The sequence below is a fragment of the Micromonospora sp. DT41 genome, from assembly GCF_049841715.1.
Classification (GTDB): domain Bacteria; phylum Actinomycetota; class Actinomycetes; order Mycobacteriales; family Micromonosporaceae; genus Micromonospora; species Micromonospora profundi.
On sequence record NZ_JBNCKU010000001.1, the window covers coordinates 103595 to 124729 of the forward strand.

The window sequence follows — 21135 nt, forward strand, 5'->3', positions numbered from 1 at the left end:
GGCCTCTGAGGTTGGCAGCCGACGTCGCGACCAGGTTCAGTCACTTGCCCTCTGGTAGCCCAGGGCTTCACGCAAGAGTGCCAGGATCGCGGCGCCGAAGGCGTCCTCAGCCGGAGCGGCATGAGTGACCAGCGTAAGCGCGGTTGCCTCCGGCAGAGCCAGTTCGACACCGGTCCATCCTGACAGCGGGCCGTCGTCCAAGCGACCCTCGCCGGCGACGTCTACCTCTACCACCAAGTCGTGGTGAATCTCGTAGATGAGCGTCACTGGACCGGAGCCATCCGGCATCGGGAGGTACCCGTGCTCCTCCCAGTGCTCGTCCATCGCCGGATCGCGGGCGAACATCAGTTCACCGCGAGCCGGATAGCCGGCAGCCTCCTCAAGGTCGATGACCATCGGCTCTCTGCCGTCATCGATTCCGATGCGCGCAGACGGCCAGAGTCGCCGCATGCCATGGACGAACGCGGTCACGGCTGGTCGCGCGTCGAAAGGCACCACAACGACGGTGTCCACCCCAGTGATCTCCACCCACCCTCCTGTCACGACCTCGGCACACGCCTCAACGCCACTGCCCGGCCAGGAGTCTCGCAACGATAGGGCAGTCACCTCCCGGCAACGCCGGTTGCCGTTGACCGTGGTTAAGAGCACGCGCACCTTCAGAAAGTGCCGCGAGCCCGAAGTCGGCTCATCCTGCCTGCCCTCCGACCACATCTAGCCACAAAGGAGCCGTCAGGGATCCGGCCACCACGGGATCGCTGGCGCGGACCAGCTCCGCAACGGCGCTCCCGCCGCACTGGCTTGAACCGTGGTTCACCCCAGTGCAGATGGCGCTACTTGCATGGCAAGCTCCTCGATCGTTGAATCGAGGGCGAAACTCGCTATCAGTTGTGCTCAATTACCAGGACGTCCGACCCTCTTTTGCGTGGCGAGGCGCACCTCGCTCGAGGAGTGAGGGGCACCTCGCCACGCAGTTCGGTCGCACCGCCCCCTCGACCACCTATCAACTTTCGACTCATTCCAAGGTCAACCATTCGCAGTACGCCTCGTACGCGCTCTCCGTCACGTCCCGCAAATCCCATTCGGATAAGTAGCCCGCCTTTGCTGCGAGCAGCCCCAGCGACTTTCCTGCTTGTCGCAGAAGCTCGTCCGGCTCGTCGCCGGCCGACGCGACACCGATAAGAATTCCTTTTGCCTTGACTGGATCAAGCTCAGCCATCCGCGAAATGGCGTTGCCTCTTACCGAAACGTCACCTGACTTGTCCATCGCGACCAGGGCGAGTTCGAAGAATTCATCCATCATAGCGGGCAGGTCTTGAAGGCATTATTTAGCGCATCCGTCGTGTCGCCGGTAACGGGCTTGGGCAGGGTAATAGGGTGTGGGGCGCTTTGGGGTTCTCCCGCCTGAGGACGTCGAACCCTGTATCGTTCAACTTCCCAACGGTCGTCGCGCGATACTGGCCAATTCCCTTGATCTTCGAAGGCAAACGGTACCCTCAATACCACTGCCCAGCCAGGAGCCTCGCAACCTCAAGCAGGGTCCAGCGCGATCAACGGCTGGACGCTCAACTACACACTGCCCAGCGGGCAGCAGGTCACCAACGCCTGGAACGCCACTGTCAGCCAGAGCGGATCCGCGGTGACCGCCCGCAACGTCGGCCACAACGGGTCTATCGCACCCGGCGGCACGGCAAGCTTCGGCTACCAGGGCACCCTGAACGGGTCGTACTCGTCACCGACCAGCTTCACGCTCAACGGGACGTCCTGCTCCCGCTCCTGATACGGCCACTGTGCGGGGGGCGCGACTTCAGTCGCGACCCCCGCATCCACATCCGTCAGCTCAGCCGCATGCTAACAGCAGTCGGTGGGCGGAGGTGTCGACGGATCCATGGCCCCTAAGGTTGGAGTCGTGCATGCGGGTGCTGCGTTGCGGCTCCTGACAACGCGGCCGCAGTTGGACGAGCACCGGTGTGTTGCCGGCGATCACATTGCACGCGTGGATGGCGAGACCCGTGAGGTCGCGCCATCCACGCGTCAAGCTACCTTAGCTAATCGCCAACAAAGATAAGATATCGGTGGGCTTTCGCCCTCACGAGTTCAGCCATCGCGAGAAGTTCACGCGCTGCATCAAGTACTCCCCCAGGCGACGATTGGCTAACTAATTCATGGAGTTCAGAGCAAACGAGCTTCATTTGCATTCTATTGAAACGTGTATCGTCATAACGATCGACGTTCCCAAGCATTGGCATTTGCATCTCCCGGGCAAGCTTGACTAGCTCGTTGAGGCTTCCATGCTCACAAAGCGCTAGCCTTTCGTCGGGTAGAGTCCAGACCCAAGCACTGAGAGACATACAACGGGCTCCTTTGGTCGATTACCGCGGCAAGCCCGGATGCATAGTCACGACACCGCCGTAATCTCCGACGATCACCGTGTATACATTCGTCGGCATACCACCGTCCTTGGCCGCCTCGCGGCCGATAATTCGATCCGCTGTACACACATGCGCACAGTTTCCATTGTCCTGAAGATGGCCGGGAAAGTTATTCGCATTTTCCGCGAGGTCATAGAGATCGACGTCCTTGTCGAAATCGCCTTTTGTGTTGTCGTATCTTTCGCCGCTTTTCATGTGCTTCGACTTCACATATGCCTCGCCAGCGCTATCAAGGCCGATCTCGTCGCCGCAGTTGTGGACGAGGACGGGCGTTTGACCTGCGAGTACAAAGTACGTGTGGATTGATTGTACGGTGAGGTTGTACCTGACCGCCGTACTCGCGTAGGAGCGAAGGGCGGCAACCTTGACGACGTCGCCATTACTCGTCCCGAGACGCTCCCCGACCTGAAGGTTGCCCGCATCCACCCAGGCGCGACGATCCGCGCTCCAGAACGGGTGATGTTGGGTGGTCTGCAAGGGGACCGCATCAGCGTCGGGGACCTTCAGGGTCAGGTCCGTCAGGTAGACGTCCAGGTTGATGTGTGTGGCTACGACCGTACGTATCGAGGTTTTCCCGCTTTGTGGATCGCGGGCAACCACCTTGTCCCCGGTTTTGACACTCTCGATCGGACGCCTTGAGCCATCCGCCATCAACACCAACGTGCCCGGCGCGAAGCTGTCCAGGCAGCCCTTGCTGGCCTTGAAGAAGCTCTTCGCGCCGTCGACAAGGTCACCCAGGAGCCCCTTGGTTCTCGTGACGAGGTTGCCGAACTTCTTCCACTTCCATGGAGCGCCGTATCTCGCCGCGAGCTTGCCGATTGCACCGCCGACGGCGGAGGTGGCGACGTTGATGGCGGTGTTGAGACAGCCGCCCATGTCGCCCTTGAGGAAGCAGTCCAGAGCATCGGTGATGCCCAACTCGTCCATCATGATCTTTGCGAGGGCCTTGGCCGCGTTCAGGAGCTTCTGCTTCGCCCGCGCGATGCGAGCCTGGCGCTCCTTCTCGGCCGCTGCCGCCGCAGCCGCCCGGCGGTCCTTCTCGCTGGCCCGGGGGTTGTTCCACGCGTTGATCGTGGGCTCGTCCGGGTCGTACGCCTTCGAGCAGCCACCACAGCCGTCGTTGTGTCCCTTGACCTTGTGGTAGTTGCCGTACATGTCCTCGTAGTCGGCGCCGGGACCGCAAGCGTCGTCGGAGCACGCCTTGAGGCCGTCGGGGTCGGAGTACGAGATCGGGTTGTTGTTGGCGTACGCGTACCCGTGCATCTGCTGCGGGTCGTTGACGTCGATGATCGGGTCGACGGAGATGAACCGACCGGTGACGGTGTCGTACTCGCGGGCGCCGATGTTGACCAGACCCGTTGTCGAGTCCTGGTTGCCGTTGACGAAACCCTTCTCCGTCGGCCACTGCCCTGGTGTTGGTGGCGTGCCACGGGACTCACCGAACGGCGTGCTGCGCCGGTGCACGATCGCACCGTTCTCGTCGACGGTCGCCTGACCCGTGCCGTGGTGGTCGGAGGCGACGTAGTGCAGACCGTTGATCTTCCGAACGATCGTGCCGCCGCCCGGCAGGGAGTAGTAGCGGGTACCGTCGGTCGCCCTGGTGGTGTGGTCGAGCCGGACCTCCATGCCCGGCAGGTAGAGCGTCGTCGCGGTCGGCTCCTTGCGGAGCATCCGGGAGCCGTCGACGTCGTACAGGAAACTGGTCTTCTTGCCCGCGGCGTCGGTGACGGACTCGAGGTTGCCCTCGGCGTCCCACTTCAGAGTCTGGTCCTCGCCGACCTTCGTCCGCTTCGTGGTGTTGCCCGCCGCGTCGTAGCCGTACTCGTGGAGCTTCGAGCCCGCCGACGTCGTCTCGGTCATCGAGCGCAAGGTGTGCGGCTGCGACTTGCCCGCGTCCGGGTAGGTGTAGACGCGCTCCTTGAGCGAGGTGCCGTTTGCGGCGAACTGCGACTCGGTCTTACGGTTGCCCACCACGTCGTAGGTGTAGGAGTGGTGGTACGGGGCCACCCCACCCACACCCGTCGTCGACGGGCCTCCGGCACACGGGTCGGTGGCGGTGCTCGCCGACGTCCAGGCCCGCTCCATGCGGCGCAGGTAGTCGTAGGAGAAGCACTGCACGTCCCGGGTGCCCGAGGGCGTGTCGGCGATCCGGGTGATGTTGCCGGAAGCGTCGTAGCTGTACTGCGCGTCGATGTCGATGACCGGCGCGCCGCTGCGGTCCAGCCGCTGGTGGGTGAGCCGCTTGGAGCCCTGCTCGTACCCGTAGGTCGACCAGACCTTGTTGGCGCCGAGCTTCGCCTCGGTCTGGATGACCTCGCTGGTCGCCGAGTAGTCGACGTCCGTCAGGTACGGCACGTCACCCTCGGTCGCGGTCAACCGCTCCATGCTGTCGTACGTGTAGGCGATGCTCTCGAACGGCAAGCCTCCACCGTCGGACATGCCTGTCGCCCGAACGGTGCCGTCCTCGTTGTACTCCGCCGCGAAGCTGTACAACCCCGCGAGTTCCGCGCCGGCGTGCTCGGGCACCTGGTAGTAGGTGGCGTGCGGCCGGTAGAGCTCGTCGTAGCCGGTGTAGTAGGTGGCGTATTCCGCCCCGTCGATCCACCGGCTCGTCATGGAGAGCTGCCCGAGCATCTCCAGGTCGTAGGTCCAGCTGCTGAGCAGTACGCCGGTCTCGGCCGACCCCTTGTAGCTGGCGGTGGTCCGGCCGATCGCGTCGTACGTGGTGCTGATCGTCTGCTGCACACCGTTAGTGGTGCTGGTGAGCCGGTCCAGGTTGTCGTACGTCATCGTCGACGTCCCGGCATCCGGGTCGATCGACTTGACCTTGCGGCCGAGCTGGTCGTACTCGTGCTTCCAGACGTTGCCGGCGGGGTCGGTGACCGTCGCGAGCTGGCCGGAGCGGTTGTAGGTGTAGAGGGTCTTGTCCGAGGCACCCGACGGGCCGGTGCCCTTGTACTGCAACAGTTGGGTCGTCTGCCCGAGAGCGTTGGAGATCGCCGTGGTGGGGGTGCCGCCCTCCGGCGGGTCGACCGAGACGCGGTCACCGCCGTACGTGGTGCTGGTGCGCCACTTCTCGTTACCCGCTACCGCGAAGATCTCCGCCTTGACCCGGTCGGCCCCGTCGTAGACGTACAGCGTCTGGCCGTCGACCTCACCGTTGCGGGCGGGGAAGATGGCGTCCGTCGGAGCACCGGCGGCGTTGTAGGTGGCGTACGTCTTGTCGAGGTTGCCGGTCGCGGTGTAGAAGGTGTCCGCGATCATCCGGGTGCCGTTCGGCCCCTCGGTCTGCACCTGGCGGGGCCGCAGCAGACCGTCGTGCAGCTTGTACTCGACGCTGTACGAGCCGTCGTTCTGCCGCTTCTCCGTCTTGACCGCCACCGGCTTGTCGGTGCGGATCAGGTAGCTGTACTTGATGCTCGGGCTGTCGCCGCTGCGGTCCGGCATCCACACGTTGGACAGCCGGCCCAACGCGTCGTACTGCAGTTTGCTGACCAGCTTGTTCGGGTCGGTCTGCTTGACCGGGCTGCCCCAGGCCGGGGCGTACTCGGTGACTGTCTCGTGCTCGAGCGGGTTCTTCTCGACCACCTTCGTGGTCAGACCGTTCGTATCGGTGTACGTGGTGGTGGTGGTCTTGCCCATCGCGTCGGTGGCGCTGAGCGGCCGACCGTACCCGTCGAAGGTTCCCGACGCGGTGGTGATGTAGGTGGCGGTGGTGCCGTTGTGGCTTGCCATCCGCTCCGTCTTGGTCGGGTTGCCGAGCGTGGGCGCCACCCCAAACGCCTTGCCGTCGTAGAGGGTGCGGGTGTTGGAGATGACCTGGGTCTTGCGGTCCACCGGCGAGGTCCCGCATGACACCGACAGCGACTCGGTGCTTGCCACCAGGCTGTAGAGGTGCAGGTTGGGGTTGTCGGCGTAGGTGGTGGTGTTGCACGCCTCGTCGCCCGTGACGTTGACGTCGCCGAGGTTCTCGGTCTTCGTGACGCGGCCGAAGTCCGTCTCGAAGGTCGAGATGTTCTTCGTCTCCCGCCAGCCACCGGCGGCGAGCGCCACGAAGTTCCTGGTCGCCGAGGTGTTCGTGAACCAGGCCTTCTTGTCACCCCAACTGTGCGACTCGGTGGCGGTGTTGTGCCGCCACGGGGTGGCGATGCTCCGGCTGACCTCCGACCCGCCGTCGTAGACCGTGCTCTCCAACTGGTGGCCGGAGAACTGGTCGTAGTCGACGTGCTCGACACCGGCGGAGTCCTTCACCCGCACGTCCCGGGTGTCGCTGCTGCTCGGAATCTTGTCGCCGTGCATGCCGCGCAGATAGCGGTACTCGGTCTTGGTGGTCTGGGTCTGACCGTTGCCGACGGTGACGACGACCTTGCCGTAGCCGCGCCACTCACCCCAGGTCAGGTCCTTCGGGTCGGAGATCCCGTCGGGCTCGGACTTCCGCCAGGCGGCGCCGTCCTGGTAGTCGTACCTGGTGACCATGTCCGGTGCGCCACCGGTGCGGTCGGTTTCGACGACGGCGGCAACCACGTACTTGAAGAACCAGTCGGTGATCGGGTCACCGCTGCCGTACGGGTTCCACTTCACCGGGTAGCAGCGCTTGGTGCTGTTGCCCTCGGTCGGAAGCGCGCTCTTGGAGCAGTCCGGTGCCGCGTAGTTGACGTCGATCTGGGCGCCGGTGTCCGTCCACACGGTGGCGAGCCGGGGACGCACCAGCGGACCGATGTTGTCGTCGTCCCGGTCGACCCGGTTGGGCAGCTGGAGGTTGCCAATCTCCACCGACGGCATGGAGATGTCGTCGCCGTACATGCCGGTGTGGGTGATCTTGTGAAGCCAGAGGGTGCGGGAGGCGTCCCCGTTGTCCAGGAGCTGGTGGTCGAGCTTCCAGTTGTCGACAGCCGTCCAGCCGCTACCCTCGCGGATCTCGGTGGTGATCCCCGTCAGACGGGCCCGGGTCCAGAAGGTCGGCGTGATCTGGTCGCCCTTGCACTTGGTGTCCTTGTTGCAGTTGCGGTCGAAGGGAACGTCCGGCCAGTGCGGCGCTGTGGTCGCGTTCAGATCCTCCGGGTCACAGTCGACGGAGCCGTTGGGCAGGCAGCGCTCCTTGACGTCGAACCGCACCCGCGCCGGGGCGTTGGTGGTGTAGACGGCGTTGTCCCGCTGGCCGTAGTCGATCCGCTTGAGGTAGCCGCCGCGGTGGTACGCCACGCCGTTGGCATCGGTGCGCTTGCCGCGGGCGTAGTAGTTCGTCTCCGGCGTGTAGAAGTACGAGCTGACGTTGCCGTAGCGGTCCTTGACGTAGTCGAGGCTCCAGCGCCACGCCTGGTCACAGTACGAGGCGGTGAATCCACCGGACGTGCTGTTGCACGGCTCGTTGGCGTCGTCGCCGTAGACCGGAAGCGTCCAGGTCGACCCCGTCACCTCCTTGCCACTGGTCCAGCCCGGAAGCCTGTTGAGGCCGAAGAAGTACTGCGTGCCGTCGGTAGTGGTGACCTTCCAGTGCTCACCGTCGTTGTCGCCGTTCTCCGCGCCGGTGAGCCGCTCCACCTTCGAACCGTCGTCGGTGGCGAACTTCCAGGTGCTGCCGCTCTTGACCAGCTCGGTGGACTTGCCGTTGAGCAGGATCGTGGCGTTGTCGTACGCCCAGCACTGGTCGGCGTACTGGTCGTGCCCGTCCTCGGCACAGGACTTGTAGCGGCGTTCGATGTGCCCCGGCTCGTAGTTGAAGCCCTCACCCACCCAGGAACCCTGGTTGTTTGTGGTGGCGGTACGCCCGTCGACCGACTGCGACGAGTACGCGAGCGTGATGCCCGGAGCGCCGCCACCCGGAACCGGGGGCGTACGCATCGGGTAGCTCCAGGAGAAGCCGCCGGTGGACGGTGCCACCGACCACTTCGACGACGGCGCGAGCTTCGTCGCACCGAAATCGCCCTGCGAGGAGGATTCGGTTGCGGCCAGCGCGACTGTCGTACCCGCCGCCGCGGCGCTGACCGTGGCGAAGACCGTGCGGGATGCACTGTCGTTGACGGTCGGCACCGGCTCGATCGCGCAACCGGCCTTCTCCGGGGTGGTGAGCGCACACTCCGGCAGCTTCACCAGCTTCAGGCGGGCACCGAAGTCACCGCCGAACGCACCGGCAAGGCCGTCGTAGCTGACCCCCAACCGGACGTCGCCGGCGCCCTGCTGACCGTCGGTGCGGTTCAACCTGATCAACGGGCCGTCGACGCGGGCCCGTTCGGACGCGGCGCGGTCGAGGACCTCGACACGTACCTTCGTGGGCGCGGGAGCCGGAGGCGTGGCCGCCTTGGCGCCGGCCTTCGGCGCCGGTGGGGCAACAGCCGACAGCGACACAGCGAGTCCGCCGGCCTTGCCGGTCGCGGCCGGCCCCGGGTCGGTTGCGGAAGCGCCGGTACGCGCGCCGGCCTGCGCCGATGTCCCTGTCGGGGCAGGGACAGCGATCTCACTGGCTCCGGCCGACGGCCAGGTGACAGTGACGGGAGTCGTCGTGGCGGGGGCAGCCCCCGGGTTTGCCGTGCGCGGCTTGACGCCCAGCGGCGCACGATTCGGCACTGTCTTGCCGACGTCGGTCGCCGTCGGACGTTGGCGTTCGGCGGCAGTCGATGCGGGGGCATTGGCGACCTGGATGATGCTCGCGGTCATCACGACAGTCATTGCCCAGGACACTGGTCGCACCGCCCGGCGCTGCAACACGCCGGACGTGCCCAGAAATCGGGAGAACATCCACCCTCCCCAGGGTTGGTTGAAAGAAGGCACGGGGTGTCGGGGCCGCCCCCGAAGGGACGACCCCAACGCCGGTGGTGTCAGAGGTTGGGCTGCTCGACGACGAGGCTGGTCCGGTCGATCTTGACCTTGTCCGCCATGCCGTTGTAGATCCGGATGTCGTCTATCGCGCCGGAAAGGTTCTCCCGCTCGCTGCCATTGGCGAAGGCCCGGCCGAACTGGACGTTGCTCACGGCGGGCAACGGCTTCTCCAGCTGGAATCCGAGGACCTGGCCGTTGAGGTAGAACAGCAACTCCCGGCTGTATCCGTTGTAGACAAGCGTGACGTGGTCACCCTTGCCGACCCTGGAAGGTTCCCGGTCGTGCTGGGTCGCCTCGTACACCGGCGCGGTGCCGGTGTCCGTGGTGGCGGCCATCTCCCACAGGCCGTCGGTGTTGCCCCGCAGGACAACGACGCTGTTGTTGTTGGCGCCCTTGATGGAGATCGCCGTCATCGGATGGTTCTTCGAGCCGCTCGTGAACCGGACCCGGGCGGAGATTGTGAAACTGCCCGCCGGGTCGATGAGCGGCGTGGCCGTCTCGGCGTACTGACCGGCCTGGCCCTGGAACTGGAGGTAGCCGGCACCCATCATCCCGGTGATCGGGTTGCCCCGGACGAGGCTGCTCTCCTGCCCGAGGCGCAACGCCTCGCCGCCGGCGTCGTAGTTCGGGCTGGACTTGTTGGACTGGGTGCTCAACTGCCAGTAACCCTTGCGGTCCAGCTTGTGCTTCTCCAGGCCGGCCACGTCCTCAGCGACGACCGGACGGTCGAACACGGAGACGTCCGCCATCGCGCCCTTCCAGAAGTCGGAGTACCCGCCGCCCTTGAAGGTCTGGCGGCCGAACTGGAGAGCACCGCGGGCCTGGACCAGCGAACGCCGGTCCTTGACGACTGGAGTGCCGGAACCGACCTGGAGGGAGATCTTCTTGTTCGGACCATCGAAGATCGCCGTGATGAAGGTCCAGGCGTTGGTCGCCGGACCGGCTGTCACCTTCCACTCACCCAGGTTGATCACGTCGTTGGTGGGCATCCGGAAGAACCAGGAACCCTGATCGACGCCCAGGGTGAAACCGGGCTCACCGGTGGCATCCTGGCTCAGCGCGACCTGGCGTCGATTGGGATCGTCCACCCGGTACCAGCCGGTGATGGCGAAGCTCTGCTCGGTGCCCACCACCGAGTTGTTGGTGACGAGGTACGCGTTCGACGTGCCGTCGAAGGTCGCGGCAGTGTCCCAGGTGCCGAGTGACCCCGGTACGCCGAACGTGACGCCGCTGCCGATCTTCGCGTCGTGCGAGCCCATCTGGTCGTCCGCCGCCTTCGCTGTGGCGATGTCCGACAGCGGCCACTGCGCGACCGGCGGGCGCTTACCCACCCGGAAGGTGCAGGTGGCGATGGTGCTGGACCGCTTCGCCATGTCGATCGCCTTGACGAAGAGTTGGCGCGGCCCCTCCTTGTCGGGCGTCCATCTGATCGTCACGGGACCACCGTTTGTGGTCGGCTTGACCGACACGGAGGCGCCGCCGTTGAAGTTGTACACGTACTCGACCACGTCGGTGGCCGCCGAGTCGAAGGTGAAGCTGCCCTGGACACCGATGGAACCGCGCCACTGGTCGTCGTCGAGGCAGTCCGCTGTGGTGTCGGCGGCGTCCCCGGGCAGGTATTCCGGCGAGTCCACGTCCGGCGCGCTCGGGCTGGTCTTGTCGTAGTAGAACTGGCAGACGTTGCGTGAGCCTTCGGAGCTCCACGGCCCCCAGCTCACTCCGTCACTCGCCCGGACCTCCCAGGAGATCGGTACGTTCTGCGCGATGTCGCTTGGCACGTAGTAGTTGAAGAGGGAGCCGCTCGCCTTCAGCGGCGTGACGTAGCTGCGGGTCTGCAGGCTCCCGCCGGCCGGCGTCCAGGTGACCTTGAACTCGGCCTTCACCTGCTCGGTGTGCGCCGACGAGTGGTCGGGGTCCCGCAGGATGGCGTTGAGCCGCGGCGGTACGTCGGTGTAGGGCGCGCCCGTGCCGTACACGCAGCCACCACCGGGTGACATCGTGAGTTCCGACTGGTTGGCGATCACCGGGGCGCGGTTGTAGCGGACCGAGAGAACGCCGTTGTCGCAGAACCGCTTGGTGTGGCTGGATGCGGTCTCGCTTACCGAGCGCAGGCCGAGGGTGATGTTGCTCCAGCCCTTGCTGACCGCCTGCTGGACCGCCGGTTTGGCTTCCCACTCGGTGTTCTGGTTCGTCGAGGTGCAGCTCGACTGCACCTTTGTCGGCGAGTTGGTGTCGAGGTGCGTGGCCCCCGACCAGCTCGACCCGCCGGGCTGGTTGCTCCAGTTAGTGCTGGACTTGATCCCGGAGGGCATCAGGTAGAGGGCAGCCGCGCGGGCAGTGTCGTTGTAGACGTGCTGGAGGGTCACGCGGAACTTGGCCTCAAGGATGGTCTTGCCGGCGTACGGCGTGGCCAACTGGTAGAAGAGGCGCTTGATTTTGGAGTTGTTGCAGGAGCTCGGGCACAGACCGATGCGCTCGTGCCGCTTGGTGTCGAACTTCCAGTACTCCTCGGACGGGTAGCCGCTGTCGACCATCGCCCAGGCGCTGTTGGTGCTGCTCTGCCACACCGGGTCGACGTACACCGGGAAGGTGGTGGCCGGGTCGGCGAGCATCGCGGCGTCCGGGGTGAGGCTCAGCGTGCCGGAGCTGTAGTCCAGACCCACCTGCTCCACCCGGGAGGTCTCCCCCGGGCCTCGCGCCGAAGCGTCGTTCGGATCCGCGGGCTCGGTGGTCGCGGCGGAGGCCCGCTGGGCTTCGCCGCCACCCTCCTGGTTGCCGCTGTCCCACATGGTCGGGGCGTCGGCCTCCATCACCGGGTTGCCGGTCGCCGGGTCGAGAGCGACGACGCCCCCCTCGGCGGTCTCTTCGATGTCGAGGCCCTGACCTGTCACCCCCAGCCTGAGGTCCCGCAACTCGGGCAGGTTCGCCGCCTCGGGGGTCTTCAGCACCAGGACGTGGGAGAAGCCCTCGACGGTCACGTTGGCCACCAGGTCGACGTCCGGAAACACCTCCGGGTAGGTGGCCTGGTCGCCACTGATGGTCGGGGTGGGCAGCGCGTTGGGCCAGGTGAGCGTCATGACCCGGAAGTCACGCTCGATCACCATGAGGGGCGTGGTGCCACCTCCGGACAGACGCATGTTGAGCAGTGCGGCGGTCGGCGTGATCGTCCCGTCCGACTGGGCTACGAGGGCCGCGTTCGCCGGCACCCAGGTGTCGCCCTGCAGGACCCGTACCGCCTGGTTGTACTCGTTGGCGATCAGCGTCCCGTCCGGCTGGGCGAAGACGTCCCGATATTCGCCGCGCTGCGCGAGGACCTCGACTGGCTGGTTGAGGTCCGCCGCCGCGATCAGCGCCTCGGCTTCGGTGTCCCGGACCGGGTCGGTTTCCAGGGCGGCCACCGGCGCGGACGGCAGGGATGGTTCGGGCACGGCCACGTAGGCGGTGCTCGCGAGCAGGCCGGCGAGGCCCGCCATGAGGCCGAGCGTGAAGAGCCGACCCCGCTTTCTCGTACGACCGGCCACCGCCAGGTCCTCCCCCGTTGTACTGCGCGAATTCATGCTCATCATCAGTTGACCGCCGCCCCGAACGTGCTCACGCTTGCGGGGATCCCGTTCACGCCTGGCTGCCAGGTCTGGCTTGGCGTCGTCGAGCCGCCGGCCAGGCTGGCCCAGGTGAAGCCGTAGACGGCGTCAGTGCCGTACGGGGTGCCGACCAGCAGCCGCTGCGACGTGGCGCCGAACGAGGTGCCGACGATCTCGCTCGCCCGGACACTGCCCGGCAGGCTCGACCCGTTGCGTTGGAGCACCACCGGCGTGCCGATCGAGGTGACAAGTGCGGGAAGAACCCACACCTGGCCGAAGTCGGTCACCGAGGTGTCACCCGACGAACCGTCCTTACCGGGCAGGCCCAGCGCCATGAACATGGTCGAGTTGGTGCTCTCGACCGACGGGTTCGTGTTTGTCACAACCACCTTCTCGCCCAGGTAGTCACCGCCGGACACGAGAGGGTTCTGCGGGTTGTGGGTGATCGCCGGACCCACCTCGGTGTAGGTGTTGCCGGCGGTGATGTGGAAACGCTGCACCATTCCGGCGTCCGACTGCGCGGGCTCGATGCCCTCACCGGGCACTCCGACCACGAGCAGGGAGCTCGCCGCGTCAGCGGCCGTTCCGGCTGGGCGGTACGGCGCGATGGCGATCGACTTGCCGAAGTTGTCGTTCGCCTCGGAGGTGTCCGAGACCGACGTCGCGTTCTGGTTGAGTTCGGCGGCGAGCGTGGGTAGCCCGTTGGTGAGCGTGTGGCTGTAGACGTTCACCGCACCGGCGAACTCGGCAGTGCCGATCGCCTCGCCCGGAGAGCTGACAGCCCAGTGGTGCTTGGAGGCGGCCACCGCGTACCCGGTGCGGTCGTCGATCTCGGCAGCGCCGGGGATGCCTGCGCCCTGGCTCAGCGCCACGTTCACGGTGCCACGGATGTAGTGGACGATGCCGGTGACCGGCGCGGTGGTGGAGAGTCCTTCACCCGGCGCGCCGATGACGAGGTAGGGCACCCCTCTGGCGGTCCGGCTGCCGGCTACCGCGTAGCCGAACCAGTCGTGGGCCTCGGCGGTGTCCGGCACATTTGTGACGTCCTGGTGGTAGACCAGCGTGGCGGGCCCCTGCGCCAGACCGGCGGGTGAGCCGAGCAGCACGAGCACCACGCCGGCGTCCTGGAGGCCGTTGACGTCCTGGAAGGGAACGCCCACCGCGAGGTCGGTGCAGCCGTCGTTGTTGGCGTCGTACGGAGAGATCGCCGTGCCGAAGCGGTCGCCCGCCTCAGGTGCGCCGGGCACCTTGGCGACTCCCTCGGACAGGGTGTGCACCGTCGTGCCGCCGCCGTAGCTGACGTGCAGTTGGCCGGCGCGTGCCAGACCGTTCACCGCTGCCTCCGGATCGGCGATCGCCACATCCGCGACGCCGTCGCCGTTGAAGTCACTGTCCGTGCCAGCGGTGCAGCCGGTCACCGGCGGCACCGTCGTGTAGACCTGCATCTCGCAGTACGAGGACCATGTGTCGCTGCCGCTCACCCCGTCGGACGCCTTGACCCGCCAGCGGTAGATGCCGCCATCGGCGAAGACACCGGCGGGGATCGTGGTCGCGACGGTGGCGCCGTTGGCGACGCCGGTGTAGACGTCGGAGCCGATCGCCGCGTCGGCGTTCATCGCCCACCACTCGAAGGTGACTGTCATGGCGGTCGCGTCGGCGTCGGCGACGGTGGCCTTGAGCTGCGGGGTCACCGAGTTGACGATGGGACGGCCGGGGCCGGTCGCGCAGGTGGAGGCCGGCACCGTCGAACGGGCGGTCACCGTCGGGTACGAGTTGTAGGTGACCGTGGCCTTGGGCACTGTGGTGGTGACCGAGTAGGTGCGGGACCGGAACTGCTTGAAGGACGTCGAGTCGGTCTCGTCGGTCGCCCGTATGCCCATGTCGGCGCGGGTGTCGCCAACGTCGGCCGCGCGTTGGAAGAAGGTGGTGGCGGAGACGCCGACATAGTTGTCGTCACAGCTGCTGTCGAAGCCGGCCGACGCCGTGGTCACCTTCTCCTGGTGGGTCCAGGTCGGTTGGTTGCTCCACACGATGCCGTCGGCGATGGCACCTGTCGTCCAGAGCTCCCAGGACCGTCCTTCGCACTGCACCGACCACCAGTTCCACAGCGAGATGGTGGCCGTGTTGATCTGCTTGCCGACCAGGGCCGTGGTGTCCCAGCGGGCGAACGACCGGGTGATCGGCCCGGTGGGGCCGAGCTTGCCGAGACGCAGGTCGTCAGCGCTGCCACGGTCGATGCTCTCGTTCGCCTGCACGTACGTGTCGTACGTGGTGGAGAGCGGGTTGATCTGCGGATCGATCGTGATGGGGTACTTCCGCTCCGGGGCGCGGAGCCACTTCTGATCCGGTGTGAGGGTAAGCGCGAATCCGTGGTCCGCTGCGGCTCCGGCGGCCTTCGCGACTGTCGAGGCGACCGGCACCTTGCTGACGGGCTCGCCCTGGGCGTCGACACGCGCGTCCCACATCATCAGCGCCGGGCTCGTCGCGATGGTCCGCCCGGTCTTGTCCCTGATGGCCGTGTCGCCACCGACGCCACGTTGGACGTCCGCGACGTTGCGCCCGGTCACCGGCAGCGACAGCGTCGCCACCCGACTCAGGGCGGCGGGGCTCTTCACGACGAACAGGGTCTCCAGGCCGCTGCGGCTGGCCCGGACGACAAGGTCGACGCCAGCGAGAGCGTCCACATAGGTTGCCCGGTCGGCACTGAGCTGCGGCTCGGGAAGCGCGCCGGCCCAGTTGACCGCCACCCGGTCGTCGCCCTTGCCGACGGCTGCCAGCTCGTGGGTGCCGGACGGCTGGGAGCCAGAGATCGTGAGGTCGTAGGGGTGTGCGGCGGGTCGGATGGTGCCGTCCGCGTCTCGCCGAAGGTTCAGGTCGAGCGGGACCCAACCGTCGCCTCGGCGGACCCTTGTCGGGCCGAGCGACAGCTCCGCCCTGAACTGCCCGTCGGGCAGGGCATAGACCTCGGTGGTTTCGGAGGTGAGGCTCTTGACCTGCACCGGTTTGCCGGTCTTGCGAGCGGCCTGTAGGGACACCGCCTCGTCGGACCTGATCTCTGTGCCACCCGTTACGCCATCCGGACCGGCGGCAAGATACTCCGCCGGTTCGCCCGAAATGCCCGCCAATGCGGCTGCCGTGAGCACGGCTACGCCAGCCGCGAGGCATGCGCGAACGGTGGCCGTCTTTCGACGTGCCACAAATCCTCCCCCGTGATTCAGATATTGATGGGGACTGTAGGGACGAGACCGCTCTACGCACAAGTACCTTCACAAACAGTGAGGACAGATTCGGGCAAAGTTGGATAACTGGCCCTTGCTGCTCACGCACCGAAGTTTTCCTGCCCACGGCACGGATCAAGCACCCGGCGGGCTTGAAATGCTTGACAGAGATGCACAGAAAATGTCACCCAGAGCGCCCAATATTGAATCGCCGAAATGCGCCAGCGGGGGTGGGGAATTCAGCGGAACGTCGACGCAAAACGGCTCGGTCACAGCTGGCCCGCTGGCCCACCTGTTGGTGAATTCCGGCCGGATCGAGGAATTGCAGCAGCGTGCCGACGAGGGCGACTGGAGGCGGCCGGAAGGTTGATTGACGCGTTAGCCGCGTACGGCAGGATCAAAGGAATCAACCAGGAGGTAGCCGCCGGCACACGCGGTGCCAGAGATCACCCTAAGCAATATCGAATCCCACCAGCAAAACGTTTACCGTCGAATAGCCGAGTCTTGTTGGCCGCTGCAGGCCGCTATTCCTACGATGCGCTACTTGGAGGGTGGCGTCGGGCCGTCTCGGGCGGTTCGCGCAGGGGATGCCAGGATCCAGCCCGAACGCCTTCCGGAAAGCCGGCCCGCGCCCAGCCACGCTGGGCGCGGGCCGTCGGGATCAGACCCGCGTGAGTCGGACGGCGTCGGCGATGACGAGGCCGGTCGCGCCGCTCCACCGGCTCACGCCGACCCGGTTGGCATCGCCGGCCGGCAACGTGAACGTGCCCAGGCTGCGCCACTGGCCGCCGGTGGCCCGCTGGTCGACGGTGATCGTCCGGTTGCCGCTGCTGGTGGCGACGATGTACGGGGTCGCGCTGTTGTAGCCGGCGTTCGCCGGCCACCACGCTTCGACCCGGTAACTGGCGGTGGCCGGCACGTTGAACCGGTACCACGCGACATCGCTTGCTGCGACCGGGTCCGCGTACCGGTAGTCGGCGCCGTACCGCTGCCCGGAGTACGTCGAGACGCCCCAGTTGGCGCTCGCTGTGAACCGGCCGGCGGTGGTGTTGTCCACTGTGGATGACCATGCCGTACCGCCGCCGGCCATCTTCGCCGCCACGTCGGCCCGCATCACGTTGAGGTCGATGAAGGACGGGTCGATCTTGCCGGTGGTGCTGGTTTCCCTGTGCCCCCGGGCGTAGCTGCTGTCCCGGCCCAGTCGCTTGAGCACGGCGGCGGTAGCGGCGATGGACGCGTTGTACTGCGCTGCGGTCATCTCCTGGTTGACGCCGTTGTAGTCGATCTCCCAGCCGATCATGAGCGTGTTGCCGTCGCCCGCCGGGATCGGCCCGCTGCCGCCGCTGACACCGGCGTGGTTGCACCGGCCGGCCGAGATGACGTGGAAGACGCCGTTGTAGTCCACGAGCGCCTGGCAGAGGGGGCCGGGCAGATCCGACCGGCCGTTGATGCAGATGCCGAGCGCCGGATGCGGGTTGCTGGCGCTGGAGGTCGCGGCGGTGTGGTGCCAGAGCACCCCGATGGGGTCGAAGGAGCCCGGCCGCATCCGGTTGAGCCAGTCTCCCTCGACGACGACCTGGACCCCGGCGGCGCGCAGCACGTCGACGAGCCAGGGAATCGTCGCCATCAGGACTCCCCGAGCAGGTCGGCCAGGCACTCGGCCTTAGGTGCGGCGCTCGCCGGCGTGGGCCGGACGACGACGGTAAGCGCGGCGGCCACCAGTGCCGGGATGGCGAGCACTTTGCGGCGGCGCAGACGGGTGGATCGGGACGTGGCCATGGCGCTCCTTCGGCGGACGGCGTCGGGCTCTCGATCGGATCGACGATCGTGATGACCGGCACGTTATACCGCGATGAGCGTCTATGTCGATAGCTTTCAGCAGTCGGACACGGGCTGAAGGAAACCGCCCTATCAGGTGCCCGCCAGCGCGTCGATGTCGCGCATCTCCTCAGCGGTCAGCGAGAAGTGGAAGACATCGAAGTTGGCACTGATCCGCTCCGGCGTCACCGACTTCGGGATCACCACGATCTCGTGGTCGATGTGCCACCGCAGCACCACCTGAGCTGGCGAGACGTTGTGCGCGCCAGCGATCCGGGTCAGCACCGGGTCGCTGAGATCGGTGGTCTTGAACGGGCTGTAGCCCTCCAGCACCACACCCCGGTCCCGCAGCTCGGCGTGCCGTTGCCGGTCGTACAACACCGGACCCCAGCGGATCTGGTTGACAGCCGGGTTCTCCTCCGTCGACTGGATCAACTCGTCGATCTGCGCGGTGCTGTAGTTGCTCACCCCTACCGCCCGGGTCAGGTTCTCGTCCCGGGCGGCCAGCACCTCCCGCCACATCGGGATGCTCTCGGCGGCCGACGGAGGCCAGTGGATCAACCAGAGGTCCACCTGGTCGACGCCGAGCGCCTCCAGGCTGGCCTCCAGCGTCTCCCTCTCCCGGCCCACCCGGTCCGGCAGGAGCTTGGTGGTGATGAAGACGTCCTCGCGACGCAGCCCGCTCTCCTGCACCGCCCGGCCGACCTCCCGCTCGTTGCCGTACATGGTGGCCGTGTCGAGGTGCCGGTAGCCGGTGTCGAGCGCTGCCAGCACGGCTTCGTAACCCTCCGTGCCGGTGGCCTGCCACGTGCCGAAGCCGAGCAGGGGCATCCGCACGTCACCGGGGAGCAGGGCTGTGGGCTGGTCGGTGAGGTCCATGAGGACCGTTCTACCCCGCCGCGCCCCCGGCCGCAGAGCGAACCGGACACTCCGGCAGGCAGCGCGACGATCCGCTTTGTCGGAGAATGCCTGTGTGACGGACCGGCTGGACGAGTACCGGCGACGGCGGGACGCGACCCGTACGCCCGAGCCCGTGCCGACGCGCAGCCCCACACCGGGCGGGCCCGGCGAGGGCGAGGGCCGCTTCGTCATCCAGCAGCACCACGCCCGCAGCCTGCACTGGGATCTGCGCCTGGAGCACGAGGGGGTGCTGGCGTCCTGGGCGGTGCCCCGCGGCCTGCCCCGCGACCCCGGCCGCAACCACCTGGCCGTGCACACCGAGGACCACCCGATGGAGTACCTCGACTTCTCCGGCGATATCCCCGCCGGCGAGTACGGCGGCGGGCGGATGGTCATCCACGACCGGGGCACCTACCGCCACGAGAAGTGGCGCGACGACGAGGTGATCGTGACGCTCGCAGGCGAACGGACCTCCGGCCGCTACGTGCTCTTCGCCACCGGCGGCAAGGACTGGATGGTCCGGCGCACCGACCCCGCGCCATCCGGCTGGACGAGCATGCCGGAGCTGGTCCGCCCCATGCACGCCACGCCGGCCACCAGGCTCCCCCGGGACCGGGCCGACTGGGGCTACGAGCTGCGGTGGGACGGCGTCCGGGCGATGGCGTACGTCTCCGGCGGGCGGCTGCGGCTGCTCTCCGAGACCGACGAGGAGATCACCGGCGGATATCCGTGGCTGCGCGCGATGGCCGAGGCGCTGGCGCCCACCGAGGCGGTGTTCGACGGTGTGCTGGTCCGCATCGACGGCACCGGTCGGGTACGCCCGGCCAGCCCGACCAGCGGCAGCCGGGTTCCGGCCGGCGCGGCGTACCTGCTCGTGGACCTGCTGTGGCTGGAGGGCGTGAGCAGCGTCGACGTGCCGTACGCGCAACGCCGGGAACTGCTCGATGGGCTGGCCTTGACCGGCACGCACTGGCAGACTCCGCCGTGGTTCCCCGGCGCTGGCGACGAGGCGCTACGTACCGGGCGTGAGCAGGGCCTGCCCGGTGTGATCGCCAAGCGGTTGGATTCGGTCTACGAGCCGGGCCGGCGCAGCCGACGCTGGCAGAGCATCGACGCGGCCTGATGGCGAGGAGCGACGTGTACCTGACCCACCTGGACTGCCCGCGCTGCGGCCTGGAGTACGCCGCCGACACGGTGCAGAACCTCTGCGAATGCGGCTCTCCGCTGCTGGCCCGCTACGACCTGCCGGCGGTGGCGAAGGCGGTCGCCCCGGAGCGTTTCGGTCTGCGCCCGGCCGACCTGTGGCGCTACCGGGAGCTGCTGCCGGTCCGCGACCCTCGGCACGTCACCACGCTCGGCGAGGGCTGGACGCCGCTGCTGCGCGCCCCGGCGTACGGTGCCGAGATCGGTATCACTGACCTGATGGTCAAGGACGAGGGCCTGATCCCGACCGGCTCGTTCAAGGCGCGCGGCGCGGCGGTGGGCATCAGCCGGGCGCGTGAGCTGGGCATCGAGCGGATCGCGATGCCCACCAACGGCAACGCCGGTTCCGCCTGGGCGACGTACGCGGCGCGGGCCGGGATGGGCGCCACGATCGTGATGCCGCTGGCGGCACCGACCATCTGCCGGCGCGAGTGCGTGGCCGCCGGCGCCGATCTGCGACTGGTCGACGGGTTGATCAGCGACGCCGGCCGGCGGGTGGCCGAGCTGATCGCCGAGTCGGACGGGGCGATCTTCGACGCCGGCACGCTGCGCGAGCCCTACCGGCTGGAGGGCAAGAAGACGATGGGGTACGAGATCGTCGAGCAGCTCGGCTGGCAGATCCCGGACGTGATCATCTATCCGACTGGCGGCGGCGTCGGCCTGATCGGCATCCACAAGGCGCTGCACGAGATCCGGGAGCTGGGCTGGGTCGGCGACAAGCTGCCCCGGCTGGTGGCGGTGCAGTCGACGGGTTGCGCGCCGATCGTGCGGGCGTTCGCCGCCGGCGAGGACCGGGCGCGACCGTGGGAGGACGCGCACACAGTGGCGTTCGGCATCACGGTGCCGGCACCCTTGGGCGACGAGTTGATCCTGGCCGCGTTGCGGGAGTCCGCCGGCACCGCGGTGGCTGTCGACGATGCGGAGATCCTGGCCGACCTGCGCGACTTCGCGGCCCGCGAGGGACTGCTGCTCTGCCCGGAGGGGGCTGCCTGCCTGACTGCGGCACGGCACCTGCGCGCCGGTGGCTGGATCCGGGCCGGCGAGCGGGTGGTGGTGCTCAACACAGGTGCGGGTCTGAAGTATCCGGAGACGGTGGACGTCTCCGGCGTACCCGTGCTGACCTGAGCTTGTGGCACCGGCGGGCCGTGCGGCCGCGCCGGTGCCACAGTG

The 21135-nt window shown here is 67.3% G+C and carries 10 protein-coding genes and 1 pseudogene; 3 read left to right on the forward strand and 8 right to left on the reverse strand.

What is annotated here, in order from left to right; all coding sequences use genetic code 11:
* Positions 1-36: 36 nt before the first annotated feature.
* Together ACLQ23_RS00440 and ACLQ23_RS00445 are read right to left on the reverse strand one after the other, a co-directional pair.
* On the reverse strand, positions 37-528 hold the full coding sequence (locus tag ACLQ23_RS00440; RefSeq protein WP_355592253.1) for a hypothetical protein: 492 nt from the start codon (positions 526-528) through the stop codon (positions 37-39).
* Positions 529-1012: 484 nt separating this feature from the next.
* Complete coding sequence (locus ACLQ23_RS00445) at positions 1013-1300, reverse strand: hypothetical protein (protein WP_355592255.1); 288 nt, start codon at positions 1298-1300, stop codon at positions 1013-1015.
* Between the two features lie 234 nt (positions 1301-1534).
* Between ACLQ23_RS00445 and ACLQ23_RS00450 the strand changes: the two are divergent.
* Positions 1535-1777, forward strand: a pseudogene (locus tag ACLQ23_RS00450) (cellulose binding domain-containing protein); the annotation flags it as partial.
* Between the two features lie 592 nt (positions 1778-2369).
* Here ACLQ23_RS00450 and ACLQ23_RS00455 read toward each other — a convergent pair.
* From ACLQ23_RS00455 to ACLQ23_RS00480, 6 genes are all read right to left on the reverse strand, one after another.
* Positions 2370-9164, reverse strand: a complete 6795-nt coding sequence (locus ACLQ23_RS00455) for a polymorphic toxin-type HINT domain-containing protein (RefSeq protein ID WP_355592257.1) — start codon at positions 9162-9164, stop codon at positions 2370-2372.
* Positions 9165-9244: 80 nt separating this feature from the next.
* The gene (locus ACLQ23_RS00460) at positions 9245-12718 is read right to left on the reverse strand and encodes a LamG-like jellyroll fold domain-containing protein (protein ID WP_355592467.1); all 3474 of its coding nucleotides are present in this window, start codon (positions 12716-12718) and stop codon (positions 9245-9247) included.
* Positions 12719-12810: 92 nt separating this feature from the next.
* Complete coding sequence (locus tag ACLQ23_RS00465) at positions 12811-15969, reverse strand: hypothetical protein (RefSeq protein WP_355592469.1); 3159 nt, start codon at positions 15967-15969, stop codon at positions 12811-12813.
* 736 nt (positions 15970-16705) lie between these two features.
* The gene (locus ACLQ23_RS00470) at positions 16706-17671 is read right to left on the reverse strand and encodes an N-acetylmuramoyl-L-alanine amidase (RefSeq protein ID WP_355592259.1); all 966 of its coding nucleotides are present in this window, start codon (positions 17669-17671) and stop codon (positions 16706-16708) included.
* Positions 17671-17823, reverse strand: a complete 153-nt coding sequence (locus tag ACLQ23_RS00475; protein WP_167945702.1) for a hypothetical protein — start codon at positions 17821-17823, stop codon at positions 17671-17673. The genes ACLQ23_RS00470 and ACLQ23_RS00475 overlap by 1 nt, the downstream gene beginning before the upstream one ends.
* 132 nt (positions 17824-17955) lie before the next feature.
* Positions 17956-18741, reverse strand: a complete 786-nt coding sequence (locus ACLQ23_RS00480; protein ID WP_355592261.1) for an aldo/keto reductase — start codon at positions 18739-18741, stop codon at positions 17956-17958.
* A gap of 94 nt (positions 18742-18835) precedes the next feature.
* Here ACLQ23_RS00480 and ACLQ23_RS00485 point away from each other — a divergent pair, with 94 nt between their 5' ends.
* Together ACLQ23_RS00485 and ACLQ23_RS00490 are read left to right on the forward strand one after the other, a co-directional pair.
* Positions 18836-19885 (forward strand): DNA polymerase ligase N-terminal domain-containing protein, encoded by a 1050-nt coding sequence (locus tag ACLQ23_RS00485; RefSeq protein WP_355592263.1) that lies wholly within the window; start codon positions 18836-18838, stop codon positions 19883-19885.
* 14 nt (positions 19886-19899) lie between these two features.
* Positions 19900-21090, forward strand: coding sequence for a threonine synthase (locus ACLQ23_RS00490; RefSeq protein ID WP_425880213.1), 1191 nt, complete (start codon positions 19900-19902; stop codon positions 21088-21090).
* Positions 21091-21135 lie beyond the last annotated feature (45 nt).

What these genes read in the sequence shown, in the direction of transcription:
- ACLQ23_RS00445 (WP_355592255.1), bottom strand. Translation starts at nt 1,300, where the DNA reads ATGATGGATGAATTCTTCGAACTCGCCCTGGTCGCGATGGACAAGTCA.
- ACLQ23_RS00455 (WP_355592257.1), bottom strand. Translation starts at nt 9,164, where the DNA reads ATGTTCTCCCGATTTCTGGGCACGTCCGGCGTGTTGCAGCGCCGGGCG.
- ACLQ23_RS00460 (WP_355592467.1), bottom strand. Translation starts at nt 12,718, where the DNA reads ATGGCGGGCCTCGCCGGCCTGCTCGCGAGCACCGCCTACGTGGCCGTG.
- ACLQ23_RS00470 (WP_355592259.1), bottom strand. Translation starts at nt 17,671, where the DNA reads ATGGCGACGATTCCCTGGCTCGTCGACGTGCTGCGCGCCGCCGGGGTC.
- ACLQ23_RS00475 (WP_167945702.1), bottom strand. Translation starts at nt 17,823, where the DNA reads ATGGCCACGTCCCGATCCACCCGTCTGCGCCGCCGCAAAGTGCTCGCC.
- ACLQ23_RS00480 (WP_355592261.1), bottom strand. Translation starts at nt 18,741, where the DNA reads ATGGACCTCACCGACCAGCCCACAGCCCTGCTCCCCGGTGACGTGCGG.